The 25,392-nt window shown below is 63.1% G+C and carries 20 protein-coding genes and 3 pseudogenes; 10 read left to right on the top strand and 13 right to left on the bottom strand.

Translation table 11 applies throughout. From position 1 onward, the window contains the following. A partial coding sequence (locus AC1DS3_RS21960; protein ID WP_477127944.1) for a LysR substrate-binding domain-containing protein occupies positions 1-366 on the top strand: 366 nt, incomplete at its 5' end. A gap of 42 nt (positions 367-408) precedes the next feature. Here the strand turns inward: AC1DS3_RS21960 and AC1DS3_RS21955 are convergent. The 8 genes and pseudogenes from AC1DS3_RS21955 to AC1DS3_RS21920 form a co-directional block, all read right to left on the bottom strand. Then, on the bottom strand, positions 409-1,356 hold the full coding sequence (locus AC1DS3_RS21955; RefSeq protein ID WP_477127943.1) for an ABC transporter ATP-binding protein: 948 nt from the start codon (positions 1,354-1,356) through the stop codon (positions 409-411). Further along, positions 1,353-2,357: an ABC transporter ATP-binding protein gene (locus tag AC1DS3_RS21950; RefSeq protein WP_477127942.1), complete on the bottom strand. Its 1,005-nt coding sequence runs from the start codon at positions 2,355-2,357 to the stop codon at positions 1,353-1,355. The genes AC1DS3_RS21955 and AC1DS3_RS21950 overlap by 4 nt, the downstream gene beginning before the upstream one ends. A gap of 3 nt (positions 2,358-2,360) precedes the next feature. Continuing rightward, positions 2,361-3,251, bottom strand: coding sequence for an ABC transporter permease (locus AC1DS3_RS21945; RefSeq protein WP_441633115.1), 891 nt, complete (start codon positions 3,249-3,251; stop codon positions 2,361-2,363). After that, entirely contained in the window at positions 3,248-4,249 is a 1,002-nt protein-coding gene (locus AC1DS3_RS21940; protein WP_477127941.1) for an ABC transporter permease, read from the bottom strand. The genes AC1DS3_RS21945 and AC1DS3_RS21940 overlap by 4 nt, the downstream gene beginning before the upstream one ends. A 3-nt stretch (positions 4,250-4,252) precedes the next feature. After that, positions 4,253-5,869, bottom strand: coding sequence for an ABC transporter substrate-binding protein (locus tag AC1DS3_RS21935; RefSeq protein ID WP_477127940.1), 1,617 nt, complete (start codon positions 5,867-5,869; stop codon positions 4,253-4,255). 478 nt (positions 5,870-6,347) lie between these two features. Beyond that, a pseudogene (locus tag AC1DS3_RS21930) lies at positions 6,348-6,923 on the bottom strand (LysR substrate-binding domain-containing protein); the annotation flags it as partial. 295 nt (positions 6,924-7,218) lie between these two features. After that, positions 7,219-7,509, bottom strand: a complete 291-nt coding sequence (locus AC1DS3_RS21925) for a hypothetical protein (RefSeq protein WP_441633109.1) — start codon at positions 7,507-7,509, stop codon at positions 7,219-7,221. 1,646 nt (positions 7,510-9,155) lie between these two features. Next, positions 9,156-10,148, bottom strand: a pseudogene (locus AC1DS3_RS21920) (transposase); the annotation flags it as partial. 417 nt (positions 10,149-10,565) lie between these two features. On the opposite strand from AC1DS3_RS21920, the gene AC1DS3_RS21915 reads away from it, so the two are divergent. Together AC1DS3_RS21915 and AC1DS3_RS21910 are read left to right on the top strand one after the other, a co-directional pair. Then, a complete protein-coding gene (locus tag AC1DS3_RS21915) occupies positions 10,566-11,639 on the top strand; it encodes an NAD(P)H-dependent flavin oxidoreductase (protein ID WP_477127939.1) in 1,074 nt (357 codons plus the stop codon). A gap of 628 nt (positions 11,640-12,267) precedes the next feature. Further along, entirely contained in the window at positions 12,268-13,296 is a 1,029-nt protein-coding gene (locus AC1DS3_RS21910) for a MerR family transcriptional regulator (RefSeq protein ID WP_477109176.1), read from the top strand. Positions 13,297-13,815: 519 nt separating this feature from the next. On the opposite strand, the gene tnpB is transcribed toward AC1DS3_RS21910, so the two are convergent. The 3 genes from tnpB to gcvA all read right to left on the bottom strand — a co-directional run bounded on the left by tnpB (position 13,816) and on the right by gcvA (position 15,839). Continuing rightward, positions 13,816-14,175 carry an IS66 family insertion sequence element accessory protein TnpB gene (gene tnpB, locus AC1DS3_RS21905; protein WP_441633103.1) on the bottom strand — a complete coding sequence of 120 codons (360 nt, stop codon included), beginning with the start codon at positions 14,173-14,175 and terminating at the stop codon, positions 13,816-13,818. Next, entirely contained in the window at positions 14,160-14,582 is a 423-nt protein-coding gene (gene tnpA / locus AC1DS3_RS21900) for an IS66-like element accessory protein TnpA (protein WP_441633101.1), read from the bottom strand. Before tnpA ends, tnpB begins: the two co-directional genes overlap by 16 nt. Before the next feature lie 366 nt (positions 14,583-14,948). Further along, complete coding sequence (gcvA, locus tag AC1DS3_RS21895) at positions 14,949-15,839, bottom strand: transcriptional regulator GcvA (protein WP_441633100.1); 891 nt, start codon at positions 15,837-15,839, stop codon at positions 14,949-14,951. A gap of 123 nt (positions 15,840-15,962) precedes the next feature. On the opposite strand from gcvA, the gene AC1DS3_RS21890 reads away from it, so the two are divergent. The 3 genes and pseudogenes from AC1DS3_RS21890 to AC1DS3_RS21880 all read left to right on the top strand — a co-directional run bounded on the left by AC1DS3_RS21890 (position 15,963) and on the right by AC1DS3_RS21880 (position 20,279). After that, complete coding sequence (locus AC1DS3_RS21890) at positions 15,963-16,805, top strand: EamA family transporter (RefSeq protein WP_441633098.1); 843 nt, start codon at positions 15,963-15,965, stop codon at positions 16,803-16,805. Between the two features lie 272 nt (positions 16,806-17,077). Continuing rightward, positions 17,078-17,839, top strand: a complete 762-nt coding sequence (locus AC1DS3_RS21885) for an SDR family oxidoreductase (RefSeq protein ID WP_441633096.1) — start codon at positions 17,078-17,080, stop codon at positions 17,837-17,839. Between the two features lie 774 nt (positions 17,840-18,613). Continuing rightward, positions 18,614-20,279, top strand: a pseudogene (locus tag AC1DS3_RS21880) (ankyrin repeat domain-containing protein). Positions 20,280-20,561: 282 nt separating this feature from the next. Here the strand turns inward: AC1DS3_RS21880 and AC1DS3_RS21875 are convergent. Continuing rightward, positions 20,562-20,978, bottom strand: a complete 417-nt coding sequence (locus AC1DS3_RS21875; RefSeq protein ID WP_441633192.1) for an HU family DNA-binding protein — start codon at positions 20,976-20,978, stop codon at positions 20,562-20,564. 554 nt (positions 20,979-21,532) lie between these two features. On the opposite strand from AC1DS3_RS21875, the gene AC1DS3_RS21870 reads away from it, so the two are divergent. From AC1DS3_RS21870 to AC1DS3_RS21860, 3 genes are read left to right on the top strand one after another with little or no spacing between them, the layout of a single operon-like run. Continuing rightward, complete coding sequence (locus tag AC1DS3_RS21870; protein WP_441633094.1) at positions 21,533-22,258, top strand: hypothetical protein; 726 nt, start codon at positions 21,533-21,535, stop codon at positions 22,256-22,258. Beyond that, positions 22,255-23,169 carry a TIGR04222 domain-containing membrane protein gene (locus tag AC1DS3_RS21865; RefSeq protein WP_477127938.1) on the top strand — a complete coding sequence of 305 codons (915 nt, stop codon included), beginning with the start codon at positions 22,255-22,257 and terminating at the stop codon, positions 23,167-23,169. The genes AC1DS3_RS21870 and AC1DS3_RS21865 overlap by 4 nt, the downstream gene beginning before the upstream one ends. After that, positions 23,159-24,295, top strand: a complete 1,137-nt coding sequence (locus AC1DS3_RS21860) for an MbnB/TglH/ChrH family RiPP precursor modification enzyme (RefSeq protein WP_477127937.1) — start codon at positions 23,159-23,161, stop codon at positions 24,293-24,295. Before AC1DS3_RS21865 ends, AC1DS3_RS21860 begins: the two co-directional genes overlap by 11 nt. Before the next feature lie 258 nt (positions 24,296-24,553). Here the strand turns inward: AC1DS3_RS21860 and AC1DS3_RS21855 are convergent, their stop codons facing one another. Beyond that, positions 24,554-24,823: a hypothetical protein gene (locus AC1DS3_RS21855; RefSeq protein ID WP_441633088.1), complete on the bottom strand. Its 270-nt coding sequence runs from the start codon at positions 24,821-24,823 to the stop codon at positions 24,554-24,556. A gap of 158 nt (positions 24,824-24,981) precedes the next feature. Here AC1DS3_RS21855 and AC1DS3_RS21850 point away from each other — a divergent pair, with 158 nt between their 5' ends. Next, positions 24,982-25,299 (top strand): PadR family transcriptional regulator, encoded by a 318-nt coding sequence (locus AC1DS3_RS21850; RefSeq protein WP_441633190.1) that lies wholly within the window; start codon positions 24,982-24,984, stop codon positions 25,297-25,299. Positions 25,300-25,392 lie beyond the last annotated feature (93 nt).

Here is a 25,392-nt window from a genome sequence, read left to right as displayed (position 1 = left end):
GCATTGACCTTGCGACCTATCTGCAACTGCCTCATGCAGCTGTTTGGCCCCGGCGACAGTGGATCGCGGCGCGGGGTCGTCGACGGCAGGCTGGACAAGCTCGGCGGGCAACGGCGTGTCGCGGCGACGTTCTCGCACATCGCGGCATTGCCGCTGGCGGTGGCGTACAGCGACCTGGTGGCGTCCGTTGCCAGGCGGGTGGCGCACCGGCTGGCCTCCCCCGACGTCCAGATCCTTGAAGTCCCGGAAGAACTGGCCGATACCGCCTTCGACATCGAACTGATTCGCAACCGGCGCACGCAGGCCGATGCCGCAGCCGTGTGGCTCAGACAGGAGATTCAGTCCGCGGTCGGCGAAATGCGTTGAGGCCGGGGTTGCCCGCGCGATACGTCTCCCGCCGCGCGTGTGTCAGGCCAGGTGGCAGCGCACCCAGTGATCGGCGCCGTGAAGCCGCAAGGCTGGCTCGGACGACCGGCAGAGGTCTGTCGCCTGGGCGCATCGGGTGTGGAAGCGGCACCCGGACGGCGGGTCGAGCGGGCTGGGCAGTTCGCCTTCCATGACAACCCTTGGCAGGCGCCGGTTTGCCGGGCGGGCCGAGGGCGCCGCCGCCATCAGCGCACGGGTATACGGATGCAGCGTGTGGTGCCAGACCGCATCGCGCGGAYCCAGTTCTACGACTTGGCCGAGGTACATGACGGCGATGCGGTCCGACATATGCCGCACCACCGCCAGGTCGTGCGAGATGAACAGGTAGGCTATGCCGAGCGTTTCGCGCAGGTCCAGCAGCAGATTCAGTACCTGCGCGCGTACCGAAACGTCGAGTGCCGACACCGCCTCGTCGCAGACGATCAGCGCGGGATCCAGCATCAGCGCACGGGCGATGGCCACGCGCTGCCGCTGTCCGCCGGATAGTTCGTGGGGATGGCGGTTGGCCATATCGGGATGCAGGCCGACGCCGCGCAGCATGTTCGCGACCCTGGATTGCCGATCCCCGGCGTTGCCACGCCGATGCACGATGAGCGGAGCCTCAAGGGTCTGTCCGATGGTTGCGCGTGGATTGAGTGATGCGGCCGGATCTTGGAACACCATTTGCACGCGCGGACGTACCGCTTGCAGCGCGCGGCCGTGCGCCGTGGCGATGTCTTCGCCGTCGAGCCGAACCTCGCCTTCGTCGACGTCCGTGAGCCGCATGGCAACGCGTGCAACCGTGGATTTGCCACAGCCGCTTTCTCCCACTAGGCCCAGCGTCTCGCCGGGAGCGATGTCGAGCGAAACACGGTCGAGCGCGCGAACGACGCCGGCCTGCGTGTGATAGTGGCGAGATACCTCGTGGAGCGCCAGCAGCGGGGCGTTCATGCGACGGCCTCCTCTTGCGGTACCGGGCGGCGGACGACGTGGACCAGTGGCGCGTGGCACGCCACATGGCTGTTGCCGRCGGACCGAAGCGAGGGCGTTGCTGCACGGCAGCTATCTTGCGCGTGGGCACAGCGCGGCGCAAAGGCGCAGCCGGGCGGCATGGCCGTCAGCGGCGGCACGGTGCCCGGAATTTCGGGCAGGYGGGCGCCAGGCGGCAGTGTCTCGATGGCCAGCGAGGCCAGCAGTCCCGCCGTGTAGGGGTGTGCGGGGTGGGTCAGCAGCGCGTCGACCGGACCCTGTTCGACGATCCGGCCGGCGTACATGACCGCCGCGCGGTCTGCCGTCTCGGCGACCACGCCCAGGTCGTGGGTGATCAGCAACATGGCCATGCCCGTTTCGGCCTGCAGGCGCTTGAGCAGATTCAGGATCTGAGCCTGCGTGGTGACGTCCAGCGCCGTCGTCGGTTCATCGGCAATCAGCAGTTCGGGCTCGCCGGCCAGTGCAATGGCGATCATCGCGCGCTGGCGCATGCCGCCCGACATCTGGTGCGGATAGTCGTTGGCGCGCTCGCGTGGCGATGGCATCCGCACCTGTTCAAGCAGGGCAATTGCGCGCTGTGCGGCTTCCGCACGGCTAACGCGGCGATGCAGGCGGATGGTCTCGGCGATCTGGTCGCCGATTCGCATCACGGGATTCAGGGCCGACATCGGCTCCTGGAAGATCATGGCAATGCGGTCGCCACGGATGGCCTGCATGGCGCTGTCACCCAGCGAAAGCAGATCGGTGCCATCCAGCAACGCCTGGCCACTGGTACGCGCCACGCGACGCGGCAGCAGCCGCAGCAGCGCGCACGCGGTGACCGATTTGCCGGAGCCGCTTTCGCCAACCAGGGCCAGGGTCTCGCCACGGTTGATGGTCAGCGAGACGTCGTGCAGCGCCGCGACCGGTCCGTCAGGCGTGTCGAAGCTGGCGCGCAGGGCGCGTACATCGAGCAGCGTCATGGGTCAGCTCCGTCGTTGGCGTAGATGGGGATTCAGCGCGTCGTTCAGCCCGTCACCGATCAGGTTGAACGCGAGCACCGTCAGGACGATGGCAAAGCCGGGCAGGCCGCAGATGTACCAGGCATCGGCCACCTGCTCGCGGCCGCCGCCGATGATGGTGCCCCAGCTCATCACGTTGGGGTCGCCCAGGCCCAGAAACGCCAGCGAGGCTTCTGTCTGGATGGCGGTGGCCACGGTCAGCGTGGCCATGGCGATCACCGGCGGCAGCGCATTGGGCAGGATCTGGGTGATGATGATGCGCAGATGGCTCATGCCGATGCTTTCGGCTGCCAGTACGAACTCGCGCCCTCGCAGCGACAAGAACTCGGCGCGGACCAGCCGGGCCGTCGCGGGCCATGACACGACGCCGATAGCCACCACCACGGTGGTCACCGATGGCTTGAAGATCGCAACGAGGACCACCGCCAGTACGAACTTTGGCACGGTCTGGAAGACCTCGGTCAGGCGCATCAGCGTCGTGTCGACGCGTCCACCAAAATAGCCGCCGAGTGCGCCCACGGTGATGCCAAGCGACGCTGCCAAGACCGTGCTGACGAGCCCGATCAGCAGCGACACGCGCGCCCCCGCCGCCACGCCGGTGGCCAGGTCCCGTCCCATGAAATCGGTGCCGAGCGGATACGCGGGATCGTCGCCGGGCCACAGCATCGGCGGGCCAGCCATGTCCCACGGGTCGCCGGGAAAGACGAGGGGCCCGGCAATGGCGACGAGCGCCACCGCCAGCATCAGCAGGGCACCAAGCGTGATCGACGGATGCGCACTCGCGGCACGCCAGAGCGCGCGCGGCACGGTACGCGTGGGTATCCACCGGCGCCGAAGCGCAGCCGGCGCGTTCATGCGCGGCTCCCGGAGCCCGCTACCGAAACGCGCGGGTCGATGGCTGCGTAGAGCAGGTCCACAAGGATATTCACAACGGTAACCAGCAGCGAACTCAGCAGCAGGATGCCCAGCAGCAGGTTGAAATCGCGTGCCAGCACCGATTCGAAAGCCAGCCTGCCCAGGCCCGGCCAGCTGAACACTGACTCCACCAGCACCGCACCGCTCAGCAGCGACGCCACCTGATAGCCGGCCATCGTGACCAGCGGCAGCAAGGCGTTGCGCAGTGCATGTACCACGGTCACGCGGATTTCGCCTGCCCCCTTGGCGCGCGCCGTGCGCACGAAGTCGGCACCGTCAAGCTCCAGYATCGCGGTGCGTACCAGCCGGGTGTACACGGCCAGGTAGAACGTGGCCAGCGTGCAGGCGGGCAGGATGGCGTGCAGCGCCACGTCGCGCAGCCAGGCCAGTCCCGTGTACGCGGCGCTGACATCGGTCATGCCCCCCGACGGCAGCCAATGCAGCCGTGCCGAGAACAGGACGATGGCCATCAGGCCAAGCCAGAACGTGGGCATGGCATAGGCGACGAGCGTGCCTAGCGACACCAGCCAATCTGGCCAGCGACGCACGCGCACGGCGGACAGCACACCCAGGCCCACCCCGAGCACCAGTGCAATCGCCATGGCCATTGCCATCAGCACCAGCGTGGCCGGCAGGCGGCTCATGATCAGGTCGAACACCGGCATGTTCTGCCGGTACGAGAAGCCGAGGTCGAGGGTGGCGATCTGCCCGAGGTAGCGCACGAGCTGCAGCCACAGCGGTTGATCGAGGCCGAAGCTGGCGCGCAGCTGGGCCATGGTCTCGGGTGTCGCGGCACCGGCCTCGCCAGCCAGCACGTCGACCACATCCCCGGGTGCCAGCTGCAGGATAACGAAGTTCATCAAGGCGATGCCCACYACCACGGGCACCACCTGCAGCAGGCGCTGGCGCAGGAAGGCAAGGGCGATATGGCGGCGCATCGCTCAGGCCCGGGGTGTCAGCCATGMATCGGCATACGATGCGAACAGGCCGTCGCCCTGCGCGGTGGCCTTGCGGAAGCGGGCCGTGGAGACCGTGACCCATGTCTGCTCCACGAGATCGAGTACCGGCACGTCGTCCTGCACGATCTGCTGCCATTGCTTGATCAGCGCCTTGCGCTTGCCCTCGTCGGCCTCGCGCCCGGCGGCCTCCATGAGGCGGTCAAGCTCCGGATTCGAGTAGCCCGAGCCGTTGGTCCACGGCGCGCCCTTGATGATGTTCTTCGTCCAGAACAACCGCTGCACGCCGAGCGTGGGATCCGGCAGCCGGTGCAGGCTGGAGATCATCAGGTCGTAGTCCTGGTCGGTGAATACGCGACGCAGGTACGTGGCAGTGTCCCCAGCGCGAAGTTCCACGTCGATGCCCACGCGTGCCAGTGATTGCTTGATGAACTCCGCCGGCCGGCTAGCAGTGACCCCGCCGCCGCCATCGTAGTCCAGCGTGATGCGCAGCCGCTTGCCGTCCTTGCCTGGCTTGTAGCCGGCTTCGTCCAGCAGCGCGGCGGCCTTCTTGACGTCGAACGGATACTGGCGCGTATCGGGTGAGTAGTAGTTGACCACCGAAGACGGTACGGGCCCCGTGGCAGGCTTACCGTAGCCCAGGAACACCACCTTGAGCAGGGCGTTGCGGTCGATGGCGTAAGCCAGCGCCTGTCGCACGCGCCGGTCCGTGAAGTGCGGCTTGCGGACGTTGAACTGCGTCAGGAAGATTGTGGCCAGGTAGCGGCCGTCGTCGGTGTTGATGCGGTAGCGCTGCTTATCCTGGAAGCGGCCCAGGTTCGACAGCGGAATGCTGGAGCCGAGCGCGACATCGATCTCGCCGGCTTCGAGCGCTACAGTGCGCGCCGCGGCATCGGGGATGAACTTGAAGACCACGCCGTCCAGGTACGGCTGGTCCTTCTGCCAGTAGTTCGGATTTCGCTCCAGCCGCACGTGGCTGCCCTTGACCCACTCCTTGAACACGAACGGGCCGGTGCCCACGGGCGCATTGTTCAGCGGGTTGCTCAACACGTCCTTGCCCTCGTAGAGGTGGCGCGGCAGGATCTGCGCGCCGTACGTATTGATGTAGTTGATCAGGTAGGGTGCAGGCGACGACAGGCGAATGATGACCGTATGCGGATCGGGCGTATCGACGGCCGTGACGTTGGCAAAGGCCGCGCGGCCAAACGGGTGGAGCTTTTTCCAGACTTCCAGCAATGTGTACTGCACATCGGCGGCGGAAAAGTCCTTGCCGTCATGCCACTTGACGTTTTTGCGCAGCTGGAAAGTCGTGGTCAGGCCATCGGCGGAGGTCTTCCATGACGTTGCCAGAGCGGGCACGGGGCGCAGGTTCAGGTCGTAGGACACCAGTCCTTCCAGCACCTTKCTGGACACCTGCCCGATGTTCATCGTGGTGATGAACGCGGACGTCAGCAGCGTCGGCTCGGGTGATACCGCCACGTTGAGCACGCCGCCGCGAACCGGAGAGCCCTGGGCAGCGGCAGCGTCCGCGAGGACGTCCGCCGAGAACGGTACGCCGATGGAGAATAATGTGGAAGCAGCAAGGAAATCGCGACGGTTCATGGGGKGACGGCAGGATGGGATGATAGCGATAGCCATCGAGTTTAGGTACAGCTCGCCGCGCCGTGAACGAAGGAATTTCTCTTTGCTATCGCGTTTGCTGTGCGGTGAGGCGCATCAGGACGACGCCGTCTTTAATTGGAATCGACCTCTCGCGCCTGGAAACGGTAAGGTGGCTCAGTCTAACGAGTTCGCGCAGGGAATCCTGCTCAGTCTAGTTATTTTGGCCCCTCGTTGGCGTCGCCGGCCACGTGATATGTTTCCAACCCTTAGATTTGTAAGGACTCGCAGTCTGGTGAATTCGGTTTCCCTGCGGGGCCGTTCGGCCTGACATCCGACGTGTTGCTCGATGCGTTCGACCGAGTGATCGCCGCTGAACTGGCGCCGTGCGACTTCGCGCAGGCGCCGGCGAACCGCGCGGCGTAGCGTGGGGCTTGGCGCGGCATCCGGGACGCGAAGAGGCTAGGCGCGAAGCCGCGGGTCAAGTCCGGGTCGTCGACCGTATCGCTGCACTCAGCGTGCGGAGCGCGCCTCGGGCTTGCGTGTCCGTCGCATTCGCGTGGAGCACCACATCGCGCGTCGGCAAGGCCGGAAAGCCGAATTGAGGCCCCACGGCTGTTGTCCCTGGCGGTGCGACACGGCGACCGAGCGCGGCTACCGCGAGGCCGGCCGACACCGCCGCGCCGATCGTGATGATCCCGCCGCCGACAAAGACCTCCGTCCAAGCAACGCCGGCCTGGTCCAAGGCGTCGATGGCCATGCTGCGCACGCTGCATGGCTGCGCCTGTGTCGCCAGACGCAAGGGCTCACCAGGACAATGCGTGAAGTCCGGCGCGGCCATCCAGCCGAAGGTCTCCTCCAGGATCGTTTCGCCATCGAGGCGCCGGTTGTCATGGCGCAGGACGATGGCGGCGTCGAGCGTGCCGCGATCGAAGTCATCAAGGATTTCCCGCGACGTGCAGACTCGCATCTCGAGCACGATACCCGGCTCCGCGCTGCTCACGCGCCGCAGCAGCATCGGTAGTTCCGCACCGACGATGTGGTGGCTGATGCCGACTGCGGATTCAACCGGTCAACGTTTGACATGAGTCGCGTGTGTCAGCTTGTTTGCGACTCGCCGCTCGATGAAGAAGAAAACAGATTGCCAGCTCCGCTTTTCGGAATAGTACAGAGGTGCATGTCAGGAGGCACGAGAGCCAGAAGTGCCGCATTGTGACGAGCCCGGAGGATCTGCAAAAAGGCAGGTCTGGACGAACCAGGCAAGACGTGGGCGTGAGGAGTGGACGGTGAGGCCAATTGCGTAGGTCCCAATCCGCCCGCTAAACTCACGCGCTGCCAGTCGCAAGGCAAAGTTACTTCAGGTGAATGAGGACCGATCCCTCCGATATCTCCGGCGCGCCCACGCCCGTGCTTCCGGCGTTTTTCGCGATCCAGTCCTTCGCTTTCTGCACGCTTTCGTCAGTGCCTGCCTTGTCCTGGCAAACAGTCACCGAGAATCCGCCATCGCCGCTGCGTGCGAGGGTGTAGCCGACAAAGCCTTTGACCGAACGCATCAGTTCTTCGACCTCAGCCGTGTGCGTCTCCAGCAGATCGAACAACTCCTTTGCACCCTTTCCGGAAAATCTCCTTATAACAGTTTGCATGATTGCATCCTCCTGTTTGACCAGCGAGACGAGCACGCCGCACGAACAATGTGTGCAGCGTGTAGTACGTGGAAGTAATTGAGAGGGCCGCGCACCCGACTTCAGCGACCCATACCAAGTGTAGTAACTGTACCGTCGTAGTAAACCCGACAAGCGGTGCAAGATCCTGACGCATCAGTCAACGTCCGCAATTGGTCGAAAGTTGCTTTGAGTCGATCGCAACACCCCCGTTTCCCACACGCAACGCCCGCCGCATGGCGGCAACGTTGGAAGAGACGCAACAGCGGAAGGTACGTATTTGTACTTGATCTCGAAATGCCAGCCGCCGCGCGGGACGGCTTTCTGCTCCGACAGCAGCATGGGGGAGCGTTCGGCCAGCTTCGGCGCTGGCGCGCGCGTGGGCATGGTTCGTCCAGTGGAGCGGTGCTTCCGTTGTAGGCGCGCCGGCAGGAGGGTGCCTTAGGGCATCGTCCGACTTGCGTACATTGCGTCTATAAAAAAGCACCCGCGGCCGGGAGGGGGCGGGTGCTCAAGGGAATGCGGGGCAATCGCGTTTGCCCAGCGTCACTCTAGTGGAGTTAGGTTCGGGAGAACATAACTCTCGTGGCGGGTATGTTCGCCAGGCTACTCGGCAGCCAAGCAGCCTTCGCCCGTAGCTCGCGTGGCGCCGCGGCGGCGTTCATCAATCCGTGCGGTTAGGGGCGAAGGATCGTGGGGCGCCGTGTTAGGTTCCGGAGACGCCGGTGGTGGCCGATTATGATGCGTGGCAGGAGTGGGTTATGGKACCGGTGCTGGGTGCTGTGCTGGGTGCGCAGGGGGATTGCGCTGCGCGGCACCGGGCGACGGTGGAGGCGTGGCCGAAGTAGATGGCAGCCGCCTGAAGGCGCGAAAAAGGGGTGTAGGCGGCAGGGTGAAAGCGCCTACACCCTTGAGGACTGGCAACGGGGGTCAATCTGTAGCCGGTTTTGATTGTGGTGCATCGCAGCAATTTCAATACCCCTCGGATGAAGGGTGGCGTCGCGGAGCAAGGAAAACGGAAGGTGTATCTGGAGAATGAGGTACGCCTGCGAGCGTGGCCTACGACTCCCTGATCTGTAGAACCGCTGCGCCGACACCGCTCCAGGCCGCTTGACCTTCACCCAGTTCCGGGAGCGCACGCCGGCCTGATAGGCGCCGCTGCAGTTCCCGGCGCTGCCGGCGGAGTTGGTGAAGCGCGAGTCGAACTTGCTCCAGAGGCTGCAGCAGTTCTCGATGCCATCGCCCGAGACGGCGACCGCGGGATCCGCGACGCCAATGCCCGCATCGACGCTTACAACGTCGTCCGCGACACGCTGAATCAGGCGCAGCAGTAATTACACGCTAGATATCAACTACCAGGTGGGAGGGGCCGACATGCTGGCTGTGCGGCGCGAGATCATCATTTACAACTGGGATCGTGCTGCTGAGCCGGCTGGCTTGTTCTAGCCACCGAACGGGCGAAATGGAAGGCCGGGGTTACGCCGGCCGTGGACGAACTACCGCTTCCGACCGATTCTGTTGAAAAACTCGGTTTGGATATCGATCGAGATAGGCGTCCGCTTCCGGTGGGGCTCGCGTTGATCTGCGGCGCCCGAGCTTCGAGGGTCTTCCGACCCGGTGCATCGCGGCTAAGCCGCTATCGCATTCATATCTTCACCGAACGGCATCAACCGCTTTGCCATTCGTCGCAGATTTTGCGCTGTTGCTGCTAGTAAGAACTCGTCCTGTGCCCCAGCTAGCCCTCGTAGCCGCAAGCGATCCAGCTTCAGGATTCGTTTTAGATGAGCAAATAGCATTTGGACCTTCTTTCGTTCCCTGCGCGACCGCTTGAACTCCGGTGTCGCCGAGAGCTTCCGTGCCACGTCACGCGCGTTCTCGTGGACGCTGCGTGCGATCTTGCGGAATGGCATGTTTGGGCAGCATTGATTCTTCATCGCGCACCCAGCACAGTCATGCTGGCTGGATCGATAGATGACGGTGTCGGCCTTCGTGRTGTGAGTGCGTGGGTTCGTATATGCACGCCAATCGCTGCGCAGAGCGTTGTCACCAGGGCAGCGATACTCATTGGTTTGCTCGTCCCAACGGAAGTCCTCTCTCGGAAACGTGTCATCGTCGCGACGGGTCTTGTCCCAGACTGGAACATGAGGCGCGATCGCTTTCTCTTCGACCATCCCCCAGAGCATTGGCGCGGTCCCATAGGCGGTATCGCCGGCAAGACGCTGAGGTTTAAGAGCAAGGCGTTCTTCGACTCTGTTGATCATCGTCTTCGTTGACTCCACCTCTGCGGTCCGATGCGCGGGGGTGGCCTCGACGTCCAGGATGATTCCCGCGTGCAGGTCGATCAGGTAGTTGGTTGAGTAAGCAAAGAAGGCAGGGCCACCGGGTGCTGCGGTCCAGCGCGATGCCGGATCAGTCAACGAGATGCTTTTCGGTGGGATCGTAGGCTCTGCCTCGGGCGCTGCGTCGTCCTTGATTTGATTGACCTCATCCAGCGCAGCAAGGTATTCGCGAACGGCGCGGCTAGGGCCTTCGCCTTGGTTCCAATCGATGATCTCCGTTCCCGCCACGCCTCGGGAGCGATTTGCGTCTGCCTTGATGATGCTCGCGTCGACAGCAAAGCCTACGGGGCACATGGTCATCAAGGTTGGACGAGTAGAAGAGCCTATCCTGCGATCCAACTTGCTGACCCATCATGGCGAAACCCTCGTCGAACGATGATCTCAAGGATAGGTGCCGACGTTCCGTGATGCCGAGTTTTTCAGCAGAATCGACCCTTCTCAGCCATTGGATTGGGTAAGGCCGAACGTCGGCGTCGGCCGATGAGCGGTCGTCCGATTGCAGCCTTGCGAACGGCCGAAAGCTGAACCCTGAACGGACGGTCGCTCAGTCACCATCAATTCGGCCGCTTCTCGAGTACAGCAGTCATCCTATTCGGCAAAATCTGAACAGCCCTGAGGCCCCGAGGGGTAGGTCGGTCGTGACATCGGATCGGGCATAATGCGCTACTGGATCGATCGATTMACTAGCCGCGGAGAACTATGATTATGCTTCCGTCCCGTCTTCCCATCATTCAGGCGCCGATGGTGGGCTCGCTGAGTCCGCTGGTGATTGCCGTTAGTAAAGCAGGCGGTCTCGGTTCGCTAGCATGCGCGGCCCTCGATGCGGAGCAGCTTCGCGAGCAGATCCAGGCCATCCGTGCGGCCACTTCCGCCCCGTACAACGTCAATTTCTTTTGCCACACGCCGCCCGCGGTGGATGATGAGRGTGAGGCGCGATGGCTGTCGCGGCTGGCGACGTACTACGAGGAAGCCGGCCTGAGCCTATCCGCCGCACAGCGCGGGGCTGGCAGGGCACCGTTCAATGAGGCTATGTGCGAGGTGCTGGAAGAGATGCGACCGGCGGTGGTGAGCTTTCATTTCGGCTTGCCGAAGGAAAGCCTGCTGTCGCGGGTGCGTGCCACTGGCGCAATGATCCTGTCGTCGGCCACCACGGTCGAAGAGGCGCGCTGGCTGGAGGCGAGAGGCGTCGATGCCGTGATTGCGCAAGGCGTGGAAGCCGGCGGCCATCGTGGTATGTTCCTGACTGACGACATCAGCGCCCAGCCGGGCCTCTTCGCGCTGTTGCCGCAGGTGGTGGACTCGGTGAAGGTCCCGGTGATTGCAGCCGGTGCCATTGCCGATGGCCGCGGCATCGCGGCTGCGTTCGCGCTTGGCGCCAGCGCTGTCCAATTGGGCACGGCCTACCTCCTGACGCACCAGGCCGGCCGGTCTGAATTACATCGAGCGGCGATACGGGCAGGGCGTGACRACATGACGCGCCTTACTAACCTTTACACGGGCCGGCCGGCGCGCGGGCTGATGACGCGGTTGATGCGAGAACTGGGGCCAATGAATTCCGAGGCCCCGGCATTTCCGCGCGCGACAGGAGCGATCGATCCGGTGCGTACCGTCTTCGAGAAGGCGGGGAAGGGCGATTTGTCGCTCCTATGGTCTGGCGAAGCGGCAGCACTTGCACGCGAGGATGACGCCGGGGCACTGACGCGCGCCCTTTGGGATGAAGCCTGCCACCATGCGGGCGGATTGCTAGCGGCGCTACCTGGCCAACGCCGGTAAGCACACGGAGCGAGAAGCGCCGGTTTTGCCTCGACGCCAGGACGGGTGGTCGGCGCGCGTAGGGCAACTAGTCCGACAGGGACGGCGGCTGGGCGTGGACGCGCTCCATCCATAGACGCGGATGTGGATACTCATACTGAATCCCAAACCGAAGCCGGGCGCACGAGCGACAGATCGAGTCCTCCGGAACCGCGTACGACGCAGGGGTTGGGAGGGCGGAGCGGCCCGCCCCATCGTCCGCCGGCGCTTGGCGATTGAGTGAACGTTTGCTGGATAAGACGGTCTCCGGAATGTCCGGGCCACGAGTCCGGCGAAGGGCCCTAAATGGCCGAACTCCACCGTCGGCTCGTCGTTAGAGGATCGACGCCGGCCATTGACGATTGCCGGACCCATGAGCGTCAGTTACCTGCACGAGTTCGATGTCCGCATTAGAGCGTTGAACTACCGAGCGCGACGACAGTGGCGGAGCCGGCCTGGCTATCGAACACCGGATCCGGAGGCCGCGGGTAAGGGGCGTTGAGGTGGAGACGCTGCATAGTCGACCGTAGAGCGGCATAGCTCTTTCCTCTTGACCCTCACGTAGCGTAAGGTCTTAGCCTCCATCGTGCGCACTTTAACGGAGGCTCGCATGTTTTTGAAAGTGGGAGAACTGGCGAAACGCAGTGGACTCACGGTTCGTACGCTGCACCACTATGATGCAGTCGGTCTTCTCACGTCTTCGGCGCGCGCCGATAACGGCTACCGCCTGTATGACCGCAACGACGTTGCCCGGCTTCACCTGATCCTGGCATTGCGTAGTTTTGGTCTCTCGCTCACCGAAATCGGCGCTTGTTTGGATCAGCCGGATATCCCACTCACATCCATCGTCGAACGGCAAATAGCAACACTTGATCAGCAGATCGAGCAGGCTGCGCGTCTGCGCGATCATCTGAAGCGATTGCGAGGCACGCTGATGGACGGAGAGGAGCCGGAGCTAGCCGATTGGCTCACTACGTTGGAGTTGATGACCATGTACGAAAAATATTTCTCTCAAGATGAACTTGCCCGCCTGCCTGTGTACCGCAATGACCCGGAAGCGGAGGCGGGATGGAGCGATCTTGTTGAGCAGGTACGGGCGCTGATGGAAAGTGGGAAACCGCCGGAGCACGAAAAGACTCGCGAGTTAGCGATCCGATGGATGACGATGCTTGTACGCGACACAAGTGGCGATCCACGGTTGGCCGCAAAGCTAAACCATATGCACGACAACGAACCGTCGCTGCAGGCCCACATCGGGATCTCTTTGGCGCTGCGCGACTACGTGCTTCGGGCATTCTCGGAATCAAAAATGCTGATCTACGAAAGATACCTGTCGCCTGACGAGATTCGCTTCATGCGCGCGAATTACGGCAAGCGGGCGATGGAGTGGCCCCAATTGATGGCCGACGTTCGAGATGCGATCGATGCAGGCATCTCGCCTGATTCACCGCAAGGGGCTGAGCTTGCGCGGCGCTGGCTCGATCTCTTCAGAAGCTACGCAGGAGATGACCCAGGTACACAGCTAAAATTCCGCAAGGCGCTGGAGAATGAGCCTGATCTCATGATCGGAACCTGGGCTGATGAGGCGCTGCTTACCTTCGTTCGTCAGGCTATATCGCGCGTGGTGCAATTGAACTGATCTACGGCGCACCGATACTTCAATCCGGTGAACGTTGTGCAACAAACATCGTTCACCCCACTGCCGTCTATGCCAATTGGATCTTGTTGCTGAGAGGTCATTAGCGGATCGATACCAGTCGAAGGACGCTTGCTGGACGGCGGTGGCGACCGAACAGCGTCGCAGTAGAGCGTCACGCGGTGACGCTCAAAGTGCTGGATGATCTGACCGAAAGAGGACGCAAGCGCGCGGCGTGAGAACCAGCGTGACGATCTGGGAAGTCCGTTGCCGGCCGCGAGGCGGACGTTCGGACTGGATAAGCGAGAGTCCGAAAATGGCCGGTTTCCGTCCTCCGGAGCATAGAGGTTGGCCGATGGCTACATCGGCGGCCTGCGCCAGACAGCACGCTTAGCGAATTCCGATCTGGCCGAGCACGAGTGCTTTCAAAGCATCGATGTCGTCTGGGAGAGAAGCGTTTCCGGATGTCATGCGCCTAGTTTATGCGCACGGACAGTGTGATTCCCGCGCTGTCACAGACGTTTACAAAGCACTGCGCGGGCGGGCGGCATCAATCGGCTGACGCCAGTCGAATCCTTCTAAGAGTAGGCCGAGTTGAGCGCTTGTGAGCGCGGCGATGCCGCCGTCGGCTTGTGGCCAGGCGAAGCGGCCATGCTCCAGTCGTTTCGCGAACAGACACAGGCCGCCGTCTCGCCAATAGAGGCATTTTAGCAAGTCGCCACGCCGGCCCCTGAAGACAAACACGTGTCCCGAGAAGGGATACTTGTGAAGGATCGTTTGCACCTTTGCTGCAAGTCCGTCGAAGCCGCACCGCATGTCTGTGAACCCGGCTGCGATCCAGATACGCGTGCTTGGTGGAGGACCGATCAACGACTCAGACATTGCATGACAGTCCGAAGCGCGTCGGCGTCGACGCTACCCTGAACGCTCACCGTGCCGCGCGCCAGTTCGATGCGAATGACACCGCCAAAGCGAGCGTCGGCCACAGCATTGCTCGGCGGACTAGTCAATTCTGAAGCGGCCGGATCCGTAACGACTACCGGTACCAGCGTGGTCAGTTCCGCCGAACCAGGTATGAGACGGCCTTCCCGTAGCAACTTGCGCCACCCGAAGACGACATTCGCGTTGATCCCGTTCTCACGCGCCACTACCGCAACCGAAGCACCCGAAACGCGAGTCTGTTCGAGTACAGCGAGCTTGAAATCTAACGGGTAGGATCGTCGAGGCGCGCCCTTGCGCATCAAGGGCGCTGGATGATCAGCTTGATGAATTGGAGGGATAGTGTCCATGATCGCCTATCGCGGGCACGATCCAGTCACATGCACATCACGCGAATGGTCGGTCAACTGCGGCGATCGCGTCTACACGGTTGGCGTCGGACGCTTACCGAATGGCTACATCGCATATTGTTGCATCGACCGGTATCCGCAGCCGGGAACGGTCGCTCCCGAGTCGAGGGGCCGATAGCGGCCCGGAACGGTCACCCGGCCAGGTCATCGGAACGACCAGGTATCAGCTATCAGCGGACCTTCGAAAGCTAGACGCGCGTCGAGTCAAACCGCAAACTGAAGTCGCGTCCATGCGAGCAACCCCGTTCGCAATTGCTTCCATTCCGATAGCGCTCAGTGAGCTCACGACTAAGCGGCCGTCTCCGTTCATGAACACATCCCCTCGCGCTTGAGCCATGAACGGAACAGCACGACCAGTAAATCGCCAAACTTCTCATCCGGAACGTAAGTGCAATAGCTGCGCGACGGCAGACGAGGACCGGCGAACGGTGCGACAAGCCGGCCAACGGCGAGATCGTCGGATACCAGCGCAGTCGGCCCCATCGCGATGCCGATTCCGTCGATGGCAGCCTGCAAGGTCAGATAGAAGTGGTCGAAGGTCAAAGTGGCAGCCGGCCTCAGGGCAGGAATCTGTGCGCTCGCCAGCCAGTCAGGCCAAAGCCGCGGAAGACTCGAGGTGTGCAGCAACGTGTGCTGTCGCAAGTCGCCTGGCAATCGAAGCGGCACTCGCTGCAAAAGCGCCGGACTACAGACCGGAAGCCTCTCCTCGGACAGGAAAGACTGCATCGAGTAGCCGTAGAACGTGTCCGGCCCACCCCGGATGATGATGTCATAGTTTTCTTTCAGACTCTCCAACGGCCCGTTTGACGTCTCCACCTTGACCTCCACGTCGGGATGCTCAGCGCGGAATTTCGCCAGCCTCGGCACCAGCCAGCGCAACGTGAATGTCGCGGGCGCGTTCACTGACAGTGTCCGGGAGGCCGTTTCGGGCACACCGTATCTCGCGGTTGCCTGCGAGAGCTGTTCGAACAAGGGGCCGATTTCCTCCAGATAGGCCTTCGCCGCCGGTGTCAGCTTCACGCGCCGGTTGTGCCGTTCAAACAACGATGCGCCAAGCCACTCCTCGAGCAGGCGCACGTGCTGGCTCACCGCTCCGTGAGTCACGTGCAACTCTGCGGCGGCTTCCTTGAAGCTGCCGAGCCGGCCCGCAGCCTCGAAGGCCCGCAAGGCATTGAGGGGGGGCAATACCCGTTTCATTTGCAAGAGTTTTTCTAACGCGATTCGTCAATTTATCTGGTTTGCTGGACCGCTACAAGATAGATATCCTTCTTATTGCACCGCTGATGATATCTCCCGTTCCCCTTCCTGCCAGAAACCCCCATGCTCAGTTATACCGGCGGTGTCGTGCTCTTTGCTGCCATGCTCCACGCGAGCTGGAACGCGATGCTGCACGGCAACCGCGATCGGTTCTTGTCCATGACGTGGATGAGCATCGCCATAGCGATGGTCTCTACGCTCGTCGTCCTGTTCAATCCTTGGCCGGCCAGAGCCTCCTGGCCCTACATCGTCGCATCGGGGATCGTGCACATCTTCTACAACGTGAGCCTTGTGCGGTCGTATCGCCGCAACGACCTGGCGCTGGCATATCCGATCGCGCGCGGCTCATCGCCGCTGCTCATCACACTCGGCGCGGCGCTCTTCGCGCATGAGGCGATCAGCCCCTTCCACGCTCTCGGGATCGCGACGATATCGGGCGGCATCATCGCGATCGCGCTGCAGGGGCATCACGCGTCGCGCGCAGGTGCGCTGGCCGCGCTGACGACCGGCGCGACGATTGCGCTCTACACCGTGATCGACGGCATCGGCGTGAGGTTGTCCAACGGCCAACCGCTCACCTACACAGCGTGGATGTTCCTGTTCTATTGGCTGATGCCGGTGCTGTTCGTCGCGGTGCGTGGGCTCGCGCCGCTATGGACACCGGTACGTGCTGAGCCGCTGTCGGTCGGCTCGTCGCTCATCGGCGCCCTGGTGTCGATCGCGGCGTATGGCATCGTAATCTGGGCGCTGCAGTCGCGCGCGATGGGCGCGGTATCGGCGTTGCGCGAGACCAGCGTGGTGTTCGCGGTGCTGATCGGGCGGGTGTTTCTGCGGGAAGCGGTCAGTGGAACGCGCTGGCTCGCCTGCATGGTCGTCGCGGCCGGAGCGGTTTGTCTTGGACTTTGACATGATCTGAAGCGCATCATTCGTTTCCCGTGCGTCATCACTTGACCGAGTGGGTCGACTGAATGCGGTCAGACTCGAAATTCGGCGAGAATCCGCGGTAAGCGGCCGGACGATCTCATGCGAAGGAGGCTCCATACCCTTTACATCACACTATAGTTAGTGTTGTGTCTGTCTGTGTTGAGGTGGATCGGCCAAAGCCGCCAATGAGCCGCCAGCATTCAGTCGGTCCCAGCCCTAAATTATTTTTCCACCACCACATGAAGGTTCGCTAAATGAATAACGTCCCGCAGGCGCCGCTAATTCTGATAACAGGTGGAGGTCGTGGCATAGGCGCAGCGACTGCGCGGCTTGCTGCCGCACGAGGTTACGATATAGCGATCAGCTTCGTCTCCGACGAGTCTGCCGCCCTTGCGGTGGCGGCTGATGTAGAAGCTGTTGGGCGCCGGGCTCTACCCGTGCGCGCAGATAGCGCGGATCCAGAGCAGGTCGCTCAATTATTCGCCGCGATCGACCGGGAGTTCGGCCGGATCGATGTACTTGTTAACAACGCCGCAGTACTTGCACAGCAATCTCGACTAGAGGATCTCGAATTCGAGCGGATGCGGCGTATCTTCGCGGTCAACTCGATCGGCCCTATCCTCTGTGCACAGCAAGCAGTGAAGCGGATGTCGTATCGTCACAATGGGCGGGGCGGCGCCGTGATCAACATCTCATCGGGAGCGGCCCGGCTCGGCAGTCCAAACGAATATGTCGACTACGCTGCGTCGAAGGGCGCCGTTGAGACTTTCACTATCGGTTTTGCCAAAGAAGTCGCGCGGGATGGGATACGCGTCAACTGCGTTCGCCCTGGGCACATCTACACTGACATGCATGCTAGCGGCGGAGAGCCGGGACGGGTGGATCGCGTCAAAGACTCGATCCCCATGGGAAGAGGCGGTCAACCTGCAGAGGTTGCGCAGGCGATCCTATGGCTAGCAAGCGCCGAGGCTTCCTTCATCACCGGCACGTTCCTCGATGTCACTGGCGGCAAGTGAGCAACAGGGTGCAGCGATGGAGGCGGTGCTCCGCGGGAACGGCATTGGACGTGTCGTCTCCACCAGGCGGCCGAGCATGTGCAGGCCGGAAGTCTGACGATCGTGCTCCCGGCTACTCTCTTGAGCCGCTGCTGGTTCATATGCTGTTCCGCGGTCAGCCTTCGCGGGCTGGCACCGTTCGCGACTTCGCCGACCAAGCCGTGCCGCTCCTGCGAGGCCGTCTCGCGGAGGCTCCCGCGATCATCGAGGACTATCTCGATCGTGAACGGCGGGAGGTCTCCTGAACAACGTTACCGGACTGCGGTGTCGGCGTCCACCATCGCCATGTCGTGCCGTTCGCGCGCGGCCGGCGCGTATGCTGATCACCGCAATCGGCACGCTCGCTTCACTAGCGTTGCCCGGACGTAACCCGCGGCCGAATGGCCGGAAGCCGTGGCATTTCCGCCAGTGGTACACACCGGGCGGATGACCGTTCGTGGCCGGTAAGGGGCGTCGGGAAGCGAGGGGCGGTCGGCCGTAGTCGACACCCTTCTGAGACGTTCGCGCGGTCCCTGTCAAATGTCCGGTTCGCATTAGACATCGGCAGTCCCGCGCAGCATGGCTCCCACAGTTGACGCTCTGGCTCGTACCCACATATCATCCCAAGTTGCGGTGCAGGCCGCTTCCGGGTCCGCGGAAAGGGTTGAACCCACCTGTCATGGCGAATCAGCATGTTTCCCATCCTTTGTGCTGGCAGTGTTGCGGACCCTCGGCCATTGAATGCACGAGGAACTTATGGAAAAACTGCCTGCTCAGGCCAATCTCGATCATTTGAAAAAGCAGGCGAAAGACCTGCTGCGCCTCTATCGCACTGGCGATGCCGGAGCGATCGCACGATTCACCCAGTACCTCCCCGCAGTCGCGAATCGTACCCACACGGAAGTAAAGGTGTCTGCTCTGCACCTGCATGACGCGCAGTCCTGCCTCGCGCGCGAATATGGATTCACCTCGTGGGCGGACCTTAGTGCGTTCGTGGAAGCCAGTACCTTTGCACGTCGCGAACAGGGGGCGTTGATTCGACGCTGGCTGGGACTTGTCTATGGTCCCGATGTGACGGGCACCTACGTTGCTGCGCGGCCGCGCGTTGCGGTGAGGCTCCTGGTGGAGCATCCAGACATGCTCGACGCCGACCCGTACGTTGCTTGTGCCGCAGGGCACCGGAAAGCGGTGTCGCGCGCGATGGCAGCGGATCCTGACTGGATCCATCAGGCCGGTGGTGCGCTGAATCTACTGCCTCTTGTTGCCGTCACTCACTCAAACCTCGCACTGGTGCCCGAGTTTGCGGAGCGGCTGCGTGAATGTGCGCGTGCGCTTCTTGATTCCGGCGCCGACCCGAACCAGCACGTCGCCAATCGGCTTCCTCCCGCCTCTTTGGCGGCGCCCATTGAGACTGAACCGCTGTCGGCGCTCTATGGTGCGGCTGGCGTAGCCCGTGATCCGGTGCTCACTGAGATGCTGTTGAGCGCCGGAGCCGACCCGAACGACGGCGAGTCGCTCTACCACTCGCTCGAAAATCCGGACTGCACGAGATTGCTGTTGCGGCACGGCACTCAGGTGACCGGGACCAATGCGTTGTGGCGCGCGCTCGACATGCCGGATGCGGTTGCGCTCGAGCTGCTGCTTGCGCACGGCGGCGATGCGAACGAGTCGGCCCCCGAGGGCCTGAAAGCCTGGGGCACGCCCCTCTTGCGTGCGATCGCTCTGCGCAGGTCGCCGCGCCACATCGCAGCGCTACTTGCGGCGGGAGCGGACGCGAAGGCTAAAACCGCGGCGGGCGTGAGCGCCTATCGGCTTGCAATGCAGGTCGGCATGCCAGACGTTGCGGCGCAACTGCGTGTAGCCGGCGCCGAGGAAACGCTCACGGTCAGTGAGGACTTTGTATCCGCGTGTGCGCGCGCCGACGCGACAGAAGCACGACGCATTCAGACACAACATCCCGAACTGCCCCGATCTCTACCTGCGGACCAGCTTCGACTGCTCCCGGATGCCGTGGCGTGGGGTTCGAGCGCTGCGGCAAAAGTCATGGTCGAGCTCGGTTGGCCCCTCGACGCGCGCGGAGGAGACTGGGATGCAACCGCGCTCAATCACGCCGTGTTTCGCGGCGACGTCGATTTGACAGCGTTTTTGCTGGATCATGGATCGAACTGGCGCGAGACACATGGCTATGGCTCCGATGTGCTCGGCACGTTGGGATGGGCGTCCGGGAATGAGCCGTCTGGCGGGGGAGCGCCCCGATTGGGTCGGCTGCGCCCGCGCGTTGATGGAGCGTGGCGTTCCGAAGGCAGTGCGCGATCCTGAGCATGAGAATCGCGTGCTGATCGATGGCCGACGCATGAGTTTTTCCGAAGAGGTGACAGAGGTGCTGGTCGAAGGGGTACGCGGGAGCGTTGCAGGGGGTTGAGGGCGCTGTGGCGCGCGCCGCGTTCTCGATACGAGACCCGACGCGCGCCGCCATCCATGTCAGAAGCTGGCGCACACGACTACGTCCGTTGTGCCGGGAAATGCAGACAACCACGTAGAAGCGGTGAACGGCCCTTACTGGCCGATCTCAGCCGCCTGCTTGTGTTGAATCTACCCTGCGCCCGTCCGTCGGACCGCCATGCAAGGGCCTGTTCTTTTGCCGGCCGGGCATACATAAAAATGGAGCCTCGCGGGCTCCATTCGTTCAGCGGGTCAGTACGCCTTACAGCGCGGCGTCCTTCAGTTTCTTCAGCGGGCGGACCTTCACCTTGACGGTGGCGGGCTTTGCTGCGAACCACTGATCTTCGCCGGTGAACGGGTTCTTGCCGAAGCGCTTCTTGGTTGCCGCCACTTGCAGGGCGGTGACCTTGAGCAGGCCAGGGAGCGTAAACTCGCCCGCGCCCTTCTTGTGCACCGCGCTCAGGACGGTGTTTTCCAGGTGGGCCAGCACGGTCTTGACGGTCTTAGCGTCCAGCTCGGTCTGGGCGACCAGGTGGGCCAGCAAGCTCGCCTTGGTGAAGGTTTCCTTCAGCGGTTTCGCTACCGGTGCGGCCGCTGCGGCTTTCTTTGCCGGTGCCGCTGCCTTCTTGGCTGCCGGCTTGGCCGGGGTCTTTACGACAGCTTTCGCTTTGGTTGCCATGGATTCTTCTGTGGTTTGGTTACTCGTTGAAATGTCGCCGTGGAGGCGTTCGAGAGAATAGCAAATTTCATGCGGTGTGTGCGACTGGGTGAAACCAACAATTACAACTGCGCACCGATGGTAGCTCCGATTCGATCGCAGGTGCGCGTGCCGGCCAGCCCAAGCAGTGCGGCCGGCAAGTAGCTGACGCCGGCAGTACGTGTTGCGCAGCACCCGCGGGCTCATGTCTTCGTCTTCGAATTCGTTGGCCAAGAGCGCCGCTCGCACAATCTTGCTAAGGCTTATATCAGTGATCGGCCCGCCGCTGGCCCTCAGTGAGAAAACGAGGTCGCTAGCGACCGGCAGTGTCTGGCGGCGAACGTGCCATTCCGCTAGGATCGGCGCGTCGTTACTATGGCAGTCGCGCTTGACAGCCATGCAGATCTCCCAAGCGGTTCCGGTGGGGCGTTTTTTTATTTTCGAAAGCCTTGTGATCGATTTGCCGTATCTACCTTTTTTGACACTTTCACGTATTATTCACAGCGCAGAACAATACCGATAAAGACGGGGTCATCGTGATCGACACACTCAGCCAGCAGCGTACCAATATGGCCATGGAAAGCTTTGTCGGGGCGGCGCGGACCGCCCTGGGCGACAGCCTGCGTGCCATCGTGCTATATGGCTCCGCCGCCGAAGACGCGGTGCGCGCRCGGTCCGATATCAACGTGCTGGTGGTGCTGCACCGATTCGAGCCCGTGCGGATCGATGCGTTGCGCGATACCCTGCGCGCGCTGCATGCAGCGGTTCGGCTGGATGCGATGTTCCTGCTGGAGGATGAGATCGAGGCGGCGGCGCAGGCCTTCCCCGTCAAATTCTTCGACGTGCTGCGTCGCCATCGGGTGGCGTACGGCGACGATCCTTTCGCAGGTGTCGCGATCGGCCCGGACGTGATCGCCGGCCACCTGAAGCAGTTGCTTCTGAACATGATCCTGCGGTGGCGCAATGCCTATGCCACTCGCGCTGCGCGCGAGGAACAACTCCCGGCCTTGCTGGCGGACGCCACGGGCCCGTTGCGCGCCAGCGCCGCTGCCTTGCTGTCCCTGCGGGGTGAAGCGGTGGCGTCGCCTAAGGCAGCCCTGCAACGGGTCGTGGATGGCTGGAGCAATGCTGCCGCCAGCGCCGCGCTGACGCGCTTCTCTGGCTTGCGGGAAGGCGGGGCCCTGGCGCCGGGAGAAGGAGAAGTCCTCTTGCTCACCGTCATCGACATGGCCGGGCGCATGCGCGCGGAGCTCGGTGCATGACGCTGGCCAATCCGCTGAATCCATTTAGCTGGCCCGGCCAGGCGTTTCTTGCATTCTATGTGGTCTTTGGCCTGATGGTGGCGTTTGGCTTGCGCCGCTGGCTGCGTGCGCCCTGGCGTTACCCGGCGACGGCCCCACTCGGGCCGCTGACCGCGGATCCATATTGCGTGGCTTACCTGCGCGGCGGCGAGGGGGAGGCGAAACGGGCCGTGTTGTTTTCCCTGATCGATCGCGGCTTGCTGGAGATATCCGGCATCAAGCTCTGCACGAAAGGTGCCGTCGAACTCGCCCGGCGTCCACTCGAGCGCGCGGCGCTGACAACCTGCCGAATCCCGCAGCCGACGCGGCAGCTGCTTGAGAACAAGCCGTGGCCGCGCCAGGCCACGGTGGATTACCAGTCGGCGCTGCGCAAGGCTGGACTGCTGACACCGGATGACGACAGCAAGCCCGCGGCCTACTGGTGCGCACTGGCTTTGCTGCTGGGCGTGGCAGGCTTCAAGGTGGTCCACGCGCTGTTGCATGGTCACTATAACGTGTGGCTGCTGATCATTCTCGCGGGCGTCTTCTGGGTGTTCCTAATGCCAGATCCGCAACGTCTCACACYGGCCGGCGAGCGCTTCCTGGCGGACCAGCGTGTGCTGTTCGGCAGCCTGCGTTCGCGTAGGCTCAGGCCTGGCGGCCAGGACCCCGATGCCACCTGGCTGGCGGCGGTGTTTGGCCTCGAGGCGCTGCCGCTGGCCGTTTTCCCATACGTGCGCACGTTGTTTCCCCTCGGGCCGCTGTCTGTCAAGGACGAGAATCAACCGGACAACAGCGGTGGCTGCAGCAGCGCTTGCAGCAGTAGCAGTGACAGTGGTGATAGCGGCGGGGGTAGCGGCTGCGGGGGCTGCGGAGGCGGCGGTGGCGACTGACGGCGCCATGCCGGCGGACCGCGTCGGGCTGGGCTGGCGACCGGAACTGGTGGCTGGCATCCAGCACCATCTTGACCGCATCGACGTGCTGGAGGTGATCGCGGATGGCTGGTTCGACCGTCCGCCCGCACAATGGCGTGCGCTTGCCACTCTGGCGCGCCAGGTGCCGGTGCTGCTTCACGGGGTGGGCATGGGCCTGGCCTCGGCGTGGCCAGTGCAGCCGGTKCGGTTGCAGGCCATGGCGCGGCTGGTGGACAAGGTACGGCCGCTGGGGTGGTCGGAGCACCTGGCATTCGTGCGCGCGGGGGGTATCGAGATCGGCCACCTGGCGGCGCCGCCTCGCACTGCCGCCACGGTTGAAGGTACTTTGCGCAACCTGCGGGAAGCGCGCCGCGTGGTGGGCAGCCTGCCCATGCTCGAGAACATCGCCACGCTGATCGATCCGCCGGTCTCCACGCTGGACGAAAGCGGCTGGCTCGGCGCGATTGCCGAAGCGGCGGACGCCACGCTCTTGCTGGATTTGCACAACCTCCACGCCAACGCGCTCAACTTCGGGCAGGACCCGCTTGCCCGGCTGCGCACGCTGCCGCTGGCCCGTGTGCGCTGCGTGCACCTGGCTGGCGGGCGCTGGATCGGCAATCCGGCGGCGACTGGCCGGCGCTTGCTGGACGATCATCTGCACGATCCGCCGGAGGCAGTCTTTGGCTTGCTGGCCGAACTCGCGGCTCGCGTGCCACACGCGCTGACGGTGGTGGTCGAGCGCGATGGCGCTTATCCACCTATTGCTGAATTGCTGCGGCAGCTCGATCTGGCACGCGCTGCGCTGGCGGCCGGGCGTGCGCGGCGCCGCGTGCCGCAGGGGAGCAATGCGCTGCCAGGGCAAGTGGCCCCGCATGGCGCGGACCTAGAGCGCGGGCGCCGCGTCGAGCGCCTGCTGGCCAGCGTGTACGCCGACGCCGCCGCGCGTGGCGCATTCCTGGTCGACCCGCATGGAACGGCGCTGCGCGCCGGCTGTGCCGAGCAGGACGCGATGGMGCTGGCGTCGCTGGACCGGGACGGTCTGGCGTTCGCGGCCGCCAGCTTCGCGCATAAGCGCGGGGCGGTGGCCTTGCCGATGAATCATTGAGCGGTGACAGCGGGGCGCATTGCTTTTCCCGGCGGGTCACCGATTCCATGGCCTCCGCGACAAGGCCCACTTCACAAAGTAATGGCGGAGTAGGCCATCAACAACAACGGGCGCGCTATTGATTGTGCGGCGGATGCGCGAGCGTCGTCGAAGAGGTTGAGTCGGGGGAGTGGGCCCGTATCGGAAGCACCTGGGTCATGAACGCGCATCCAATCTACCCGGGCGGGGATGAAGTCAAGGTCGGCTCGTCGCAGCCCGTCAGATGTCCCGTCCGGTGCGCTTGGTGTTGCGCGCCCCGACAAGCGAGGCCTCGCTGCGCATTGCCAACTCAGGGATTGGCACTTGCATCATGTTGCGTGCGGCCTCGCGTATCGCGCTGGTGAGGCACTCACGTTTTCCAGCCAGGTCAAGATTTCCATGCTCCCGGATCAAGCGGGTCGCGTTGAAGCGCCAGGCGGGAAGCCGTGCGGTGGCTCCGACCTTGAGTGCCGCGCTGATGCCGACGGTGGCGTGGCACACGTGGTCCATTCCGGGGTCGTCTCAGAATTCGGAAAAAAAGTAGCGCGTTAAGTCTCGCTGCGTGGCGACGTACAAACAATTTTTTGCCATGTAACGTGCAATACAAGATAGCTTGTTATAAGCTATACCGTACTTGAACATAGAGTAAGCAGGCCATGGCCGATCACATCTCAACTCAGCTGAAGAAAGGCGTACTTGACCTCTGCGTCCTCGCCTTGCTCGCCAAGGGTGATAGCTACGCCTATGACCTTGCGCGGAATCTTGCGCAGGCAGTCGACATGGGCGAAGGAACGATCTACCCGCTAATGCGCAGGCTTCAGACCGACGGGTTGGTCAAAACCTACCAGCAGGAGTCGGCTAGCGGGCCTTCGCGAAAATACTACTGCCTTACGGAAGCAGGTTTGTCGTCTCTACTTTCTCAGAAACAGGAGTGGCAGCACTTCATTGCCTCAGTCAATTCCATCCTCGGAGTCACCAATGAATAAGGAAGAGTTCTTGCGGAAAATCCGCAGCACCTTGCAAGGCCTTACGCCAGCTGAGATCGACGAAATCCTTGCCGACTATCGCAACCATTTCGA

This window comes from Cupriavidus sp. 01L46, assembly GCF_056399905.1.
This window is presented reverse-complemented; position numbering and strand designations above follow the sequence as displayed.

Coding starts and splice junctions, on each gene's coding strand:
- AC1DS3_RS21855 (WP_441633088.1), bottom strand. CDS start 24,823: ATGGACCACGTGTGCCACGCCACCGTCGGCATCAGCGCGGCACTCAAG.
- tnpB (WP_441633103.1), bottom strand. CDS start 14,175: ATGTCTGAGTCGTTGATCGGTCCTCCACCAAGCACGCGTATCTGGATC.
- gcvA (WP_441633100.1), bottom strand. CDS start 15,839: ATGAAACGGGTATTGCCCCCCCTCAATGCCTTGCGGGCCTTCGAGGCT.
- tnpA (WP_441633101.1), bottom strand. CDS start 14,582: ATGGACACTATCCCTCCAATTCATCAAGCTGATCATCCAGCGCCCTTG.
- AC1DS3_RS21890 (WP_441633098.1), top strand. CDS start 15,963: ATGCTCAGTTATACCGGCGGTGTCGTGCTCTTTGCTGCCATGCTCCAC.
- AC1DS3_RS21885 (WP_441633096.1), top strand. CDS start 17,078: ATGAATAACGTCCCGCAGGCGCCGCTAATTCTGATAACAGGTGGAGGT.
- AC1DS3_RS21910 (WP_477109176.1), top strand. CDS start 12,268: ATGTTTTTGAAAGTGGGAGAACTGGCGAAACGCAGTGGACTCACGGTT.
- AC1DS3_RS21875 (WP_441633192.1), bottom strand. CDS start 20,978: ATGGCAACCAAAGCGAAAGCTGTCGTAAAGACCCCGGCCAAGCCGGCA.
- AC1DS3_RS21945 (WP_441633115.1), bottom strand. CDS start 3,251: ATGAACGCGCCGGCTGCGCTTCGGCGCCGGTGGATACCCACGCGTACC.
- AC1DS3_RS21925 (WP_441633109.1), bottom strand. CDS start 7,509: ATGCAAACTGTTATAAGGAGATTTTCCGGAAAGGGTGCAAAGGAGTTG.